The sequence below is a fragment of the Pseudomonas sp. UYIF39 genome, from assembly GCF_029963765.1.
GTDB lineage: Bacteria > Pseudomonadota > Gammaproteobacteria > Pseudomonadales > Pseudomonadaceae > Aquipseudomonas.
The window spans coordinates 122,518-128,951 of sequence record NZ_JALBYU010000017.1 but is presented as its reverse complement, the minus strand read 5'-3'; the positions used below and the strand labels follow the sequence as shown (position 1 = coordinate 128,951).

Below are 6,434 nucleotides of genomic sequence, written 5' to 3'. Positions count from 1 at the left end.
CAGTCTGGCGAGCATTCTCGCCTAAATGGGTGTCCGGAATCATTAGACCACTACAACTTGCCCCGCCATTTTCATCGGACTAGACCAGCAGACTTGGCAATCATGACCGGCAGTGAACGACCCCAAGCCGCCAATAGGCTAAGGAGATTAAAAACTGAATAGGCGAACTGTCTTCAATTCTGCAGCAGGGGAGGTTGTTGTCTGAGAACGGTTGCGATGGTCTTCTCTAACTGATCCAAGGTGTAAGGCTTATGCAGATAAGTCGCCGACGGCGGGATAACCTGCTCATCAGTAAGATAACCAGATGTAAGAATCGAAGGAATAGATGGCCATCTTTTGTTAGCCATGCGAATGAACTCAGTGCCTTGTATCCCACCAGGTTGCCCCTGATCCGCGATGATGAGGGTGCAATCACCTTGTATACACGTGAGATGGGTCAGTGCTTGAACAGCATTGTCGAAAGCCACTGATGTAAACCCCATCTCAGTCAGGGTTTCCTGCAAAAGCATCCGCACCACTGGTTCGCCTTCAATAACGAATACGTGTCTGGGGGCAGCTTGTCGGTCATCCCAATTTGCGCTCACGTAGGGGGTTCCTTATCCGAATTTCCCATGGATTTTCTTCGTTCAGTGTAAGCGTTTTTCAGGACCGATAGGTTGTGGCGAACCGACAGTGCGAGAGGTCGAATCATGTCTCCTAGTCGTTCTCTGCCTGTTGCGACCGGCTGCAATGAGTCGGTTACTGCCTGTCATTCGTGACAGGTGCCGGATCACGATAATCGTCCTTGAGTGACTGGAAAGACGCAGTGCAGGGGCCGCATCACATTGGAGGGGGAAGCAGCCCGGCATAATGAGGGCTTCAATCACCCGTTCTCTGTCGGTCGTAAGCCAATCTTTAAAATCCGCTGATACCCAAATTTTCAAAATCGACATTAGCCCTTGGCCGAATATCGTCTGTGAGTCCGTGGCGGAATATCAGAAACGATATCTGGGCATCGATGGAAATTCCGCACAGGCTGGGTCGGGGTTAAGAGCCATTCCCGTGCCACCTCGCTGCCATGACTTAAAACTTTGAAATATCGCGGAAAGGACAAAGCCGCCCGTAGGCGGCTAGAGGCACACTGGTGAAGTCAGGCTTTGACGCTGAATGACAACTCAAGCCTAGTCATGAGGCGGGAAACGGTCATGGGCTGGAATACGCTTCCTTTAGCTGTTGTCACGCCCTTAGAGTTGAGGCACTGAGCAATGGCAACAAAGGATGTATAGCCATCGTACAAGCACGCCTTAATGTGATGAGCGATTGCATCAGCCCGATTGTCAGCATTCAGTTTCTTAGCTTTTAGGGCGGCACCATTACCGACAGCCCAAGCCTTTGTACGCCCTGCATCACGACGCGCAATCTTGGCTTGGGCTTCAACATCACCGTTGGCAGCGTCTTTCTTCAGCTCGGCTAGACCATCCTTGGTGCGTTGGCGAATCTTGATTAGCTCTTCCTCAGCGAGAAGACTCTTGATGTTGCGTACCAGGCTGCTGCCGTGTACGTCCTCGGCTTCGATAATGGCGTATTTCTTCTGGAGAACAGCGAAGTGAGCATGGTCACGGCCAAGACGGTCGAGACGGTGAACCACTAGCGGGCAATCCAAACCTTTCGCCATCGCAAGAGCAAGGTGGCACTGTGGGCGCTCCATCGGGTCAATACTGCCTGACACCCCTTGGTCGGTGAACTCAGCAGCAATGTGCCAGCCATTGGCCTCAGCGGCGATCTTGATGGCAGCGAACTGACCAGCGACGGACAAGCACTGTTCGTCTGTTGAAACCCTCGCGTAAGCCACGACCTTTTTCATTGTTCGCCCCGCTGATTTGGTATGAATCCATATATAACATATTGCTGACGTTCGACAACGATTTGTTAAGGTCTCTTTTTTGGGGGTTGTTGGTTGTACTGGATGCCTCTGCAAGGTGGCTTGGTAGACCGCTTGTCTGATTGCCGCACCAGAGCCCGTATACGCACTCCAGCTCGATGCAGGCTTATCCACATGATGCGACTTTGAACCCTGTACCCGACCAGATTAAGATCCGCATAGGGGTTTCACTAGGGATCAGAGGATGAATAACCATGCGACAACTCTTCAAAGCAGTAGGACAGTGGGTACTCAGGGCGGTATTGCACGAGACCCTGCGGGCGGTCTGGGAATACGTGAGGGATCAGCGGGACGACTGACTGGGGTGGGTGGATCAAGGGGTTGGTGCAGCCCCTTGGCGCCCACACGTAAATGACTGACCACCCCGCTGTAGTGCAGGCCGATCCGGCGATTCGTGGTGCTTTGATCGAGCAGGTGTAGGGGAATCTGGCGTGTACGTCGGGGAACACGCGTGTGTGGGGCAATCGGCTAAACCCTGGTGCCCGTAAACATTGGCCCTAACGCTATCTACTCCCGCTGGAAGGCTGCAATGCCCACCTGTAGGTAATAGATACGAGAATGGTTCTCATATAGTTCCTATTCGCTCTCCAGGTCTGCCAGTAGGTGTTTATTGATCACCCCGATTCTTGCCCTTCGATGCCTGTTCTTGCTGCCGCATCGCGGCGACGTAAGAGCACGCCATGTACTCGATGAGCTCCCTGATGGGCATCTGGTGGCGGCGTGCGTGGTACGCGCCAGCGTGTGAAAGTCTTCGGCCGTAAACGTCACGCCAAGCGCCCTGTTGGGGGTGGAAGGCTGGTCGCTCATGCTGCCGCATCCGCCTGCTTGGCCTCGGGCTTGGCGTGGGCTTTCAACAACTCCGCCAGGGCTTTCTGTTCCTCGGATGCCTGGTGCTTCACAGCCGCCTTTTCTGCCGCTGCTGCTTGCTCCCGTGCTCTACGTTCAATCGTCTGCTGCATCAATCGTTGCGTTTCAGCGACATTGCGAGCATAGCGACATGCGGTGTATTGAACCTTGGCCTCTTCTGCAACTTCGATAAGATCGGCGTCGATGATCGCTTGCGGCTTTTTAAGTTGAACCTTGAGATATAGCGGTCTGTTAAGAGAAGTTGCAGCGATATAGCCATTTTGAAACCAACCTGCTAGTTCGTTAAGAGCTTGGGTTAGCGGCTTGTCGCTGAACCAGTCTATGTTTACGCCTAGCTGGGGGTAAGCTGGCGACATACAGTGACGGTAATAATCAACTTCTTTCTGCTTGATGAGTTTCTGGAGCTCTTCGTCACTATGCTCGTAGAATTCGACAGTGTCGGTTCCATATTCAAAATTGGTTGTCATAGATAGTTTCCTTGGATTACTTGTTTGAACGGTGTTGTTTCAAGGCCGCGATAAAGCGTTCCTTGGTGCTTTGATTGTTGGTCTGTGGGTTGGGCTTGCTGGCGCTGTTTACGGGCTGCTGAGAGCCTTTAGAAGCGGCCCCAATGGGTACGGCAGCCTTGGCCTTCTTTGCTGCTTGTACACGCGATCTGTGCGCCTCCAAGTCACTGATGGTGGCGACCATCCCGGCTGGGAACACCGCATCCTCCAGAGCCGACAAGAACGTCAGTTCGTCTTGTGTTGCCTGGACATACTCAACTTTGTCGGATGCCGCAGTTGGTCGCTCCAGGAAGTACGAGAGAATTGCTTTGTTGGTCTTATCGATTTCAAGCCACACTGTGCTGCTATTCATCAAGCGGCCTCCTGTTTTGATTGACTGGTGTTCTCCAGCTCCTGGGCGACGAACTGTTCTTCAAGCTGCTCTTGTGTGAACTTGTTGCGTGCTCTCCATTCACGCACTTGGCATTGAACTGAGTCAAGCCGGGATAGTGGAGAGCGACTGAAGAAAACTCGCTGGCAAGACTCACAAACGTGTTTTCGAAGCGGACGGCGTTTTGGCATATATACCTCTGAATGTATGTTGATCTTTATTTAATACAAAAGGAGCCCGTTCCCCAGAGTTGAGGTTGCGGGCGGTGGGTACTGCAAGTGTGTGCACTCGTTATGGGCAAGTGCGTACTGCTCTATGCAGAGCGAATTAGTGGCCAGCTTTGTTGCATCCCCTGGCCTGGGCATTACAGTAGAGACTTTTGAAATCTCGAAAAGTCTAAGTCTGTCCTGTGCAACTCCGATCTATCTGCCTCGGAATCGGGAACGAGGTTATGCGACACAGTTGGAAAGGAATGGTCCAAACTATGACGTAGCAGGCGGGGATGTTTTTGGCATGTGGCGGAGAGATGCTGGAGTTGTTTCTTTCACTCTGCGAGTGTACCACCTTTCCTGATAAAGTCAATACTTTCATACTAAATAAGTTGATTATCTATGCACTTTGTGAGTGTGGTTTACTTGTCTGGTAGTCACGCCCGTCAATAGTAAGTCCCTGAGAGGGTAATGTGTGGCGTTGCCGCCACGGGTACCATATATTATGCCTGTCGGCATGCTGCGAGTGAAGGCAGGTTAGAACGGCAGTAAACTGCTTGTACTGGGTAGAGTTAATTTATTGTCTCACGGTAAATGATGTAGGCAGTAGGGCAGGCGGATAGCCCTACATAGTTTGATCTACACTGTGCGTATATGTCGTGACTGCGGTCACGAGGTATCCTATCTCTTCGTATAACTTTTAGGGTTTTCCTGTGTGCCTGTGGGCACGATGATAACTCTACAGTGTTCAAGGGAGGATAGGGGGGTGACCCCTCCCTGCTCTTGCCTGAAACTTCTAAGGTAGTATTGGTGCCTGTGGGCACAGATTAACTACTTGTGACTGTCGTCACAGGTAGTCTTCTTGAGTTAGTTATCCGTGGCTAGAGCCACAAGGTTATTCAGCAAGGTACAGAGCAAGATCAAGAGCGGGAAGGGGCTGGTTGCCCCCTATCTCCCCTTAATTGTATAGAAATGTACTTCGTGCCTAAGGGTACACTATATACAGTGGGGGCAGGGGCAGGAAAGCCCCCAAGCTTTTCATTGTAACTGTGCAGATATGGTGTGACGTTCCGTCACGAATTAAACATCTTTACAGTACTCTGCACAGTTAACGGCAAGATCAAGAGCGGGGAGGGGTTTTCACCCCATCTCTCCCCTTGATGATATAGAGTTGTAATCCGTGCTTCAGGCACAGGTTTATACCTTGGTGTAAGCTATTACTAATAATCTTCTACAGTGAACCTAACCTATACAGTTGCGTGTCCGGCTTTCGCCGTACTCTTAGTATGGTGGGCGTGAACTGCAATTCTCGGACAAATGAGAGGTGTTCTCGTCTGTATTGGTCTGGTTAAGTCTTCATCCATCCCTGTGCTTGTACGAAGTCAAGGAACGGGTCTTGCCGGGACGGTTCGGGGTAGTATTTGGTCGTCTCGGTTGATGCACCATTCCCGGCTTGATGAGTGACGTTTTGCACCGCGATGTCTGGAAAACCTTCTAGCTCACCAATGAGCTTGGCTGTTCTCTCTAGCAGCTTTTCCAGCGGTTCTGCACCATAACCTTGCACCGCGAGCTTCAGTAGATGGCGCCGCACACCGTAGCGTTGCTTCGTCCGTGCAAGTTTGCCTTCCTGGCCGTCAGCATCCGGTGTCGTTCCGTGTGACGACATGTACTCAGTGACGTACTCATCAACCCTGTTCATCAGGTCGGAGGCGGCATTGTTCAGGAAATCACTGCTGCCCCGTGGGTTGTTCTCGTCGATCCAGTCTGGCAAGAACATCACATTGCAGTCTTCCAGAGCGCCACGCTTCCTGACTTCATCCTTCACACGCTTAAGATGGTCTGCGGTGTAGTTGCTTTCGTACCTACCAGTCGCAGTGCTCCACGTACTGCTGTATTCCTCGTGTAGGATGTTCCGCAGTTCAAAGTCGCGTATACCCTGTTTACGGATCGCGAGCTGAAACACTCGTTCGATGGACTTATCAAACGGTGTTTGAATCCTCGATTCGGATCTTCGTACCTTTAAGGGCTTGGGAACGCCCTTTGCCAACTCTTTAACTTGCCGCTCAGTAAGTCCGGTAGCTTCTCTGATCTGATTGTAAGTCGCACCGTTCTTGCGAAGTTCGATAGCGGTCTGGTCTGCGGTGGTGGTTGTACTAACAGCAGATGTGGTGTCGTTCGTCATGTTGCTCTTCACTCAAGTAATGTTTCTTCAATTCATCAGGCAAACCCTCGGTGTGTTCCGGCTATTGTCGGGTGAAACGCGGCCCTTTATTGCAGACGCACGAAAACGCATCTGCTCAGCGGCCTATTGGCGTGGAGAGGTGCGGGGGCGTCTAATAGTAGGGGAGGGTGTTGCGGGTGCCAGCCTTCTCGACTGGGGTGCTGATAGTAACGCGTCTAGGTTGGCCGTCAAGAAGAAAATCATGGGCTAACTCAGTGGGGATTGTTAATAGTTCCACTCGCAGGCTGGAAACGCAGTACAATGCTCTCTGTGGCGTTACCGGTGGCGGTGCGTACATGTGGGTAGGTTTGTGCGTTATCATCCTCTGGTGAGCCTGTAG

Annotated in this window: 5 protein-coding genes; all 5 read right to left on the bottom strand. The window is 51.7% G+C overall.

Annotated elements, in window-relative coordinates; translation table 11 throughout:
- Positions 1 to 173 precede the first annotated feature (173 nt).
- The gene (locus MO767_RS21465) at positions 174 to 584 is read right to left on the bottom strand and encodes a response regulator (protein ID WP_282482132.1); all 411 of its coding nucleotides are present in this window, start codon (positions 582 to 584) and stop codon (positions 174 to 176) included.
- Between the two features lie 545 nt (positions 585 to 1,129).
- A complete protein-coding gene (locus tag MO767_RS21460) occupies positions 1,130 to 1,843 on the bottom strand; it encodes a recombinase family protein (protein WP_282482131.1) in 714 nt (237 codons plus the stop codon).
- 881 nt (positions 1,844 to 2,724) lie between these two features.
- Positions 2,725 to 3,255: a hypothetical protein gene (locus tag MO767_RS21455; protein WP_282482130.1), complete on the bottom strand. Its 531-nt coding sequence runs from the start codon at positions 3,253 to 3,255 to the stop codon at positions 2,725 to 2,727.
- 16 nt (positions 3,256 to 3,271) lie between these two features.
- Positions 3,272 to 3,646 (bottom strand): hypothetical protein, encoded by a 375-nt coding sequence (locus MO767_RS21450; protein WP_282482129.1) that lies wholly within the window; start codon positions 3,644 to 3,646, stop codon positions 3,272 to 3,274.
- Between the two features lie 1,575 nt (positions 3,647 to 5,221).
- Positions 5,222 to 6,055 (bottom strand): hypothetical protein, encoded by an 834-nt coding sequence (locus MO767_RS21445; protein WP_282482128.1) that lies wholly within the window; start codon positions 6,053 to 6,055, stop codon positions 5,222 to 5,224.
- Positions 6,056 to 6,434: the final 379 nt, after the last annotated feature.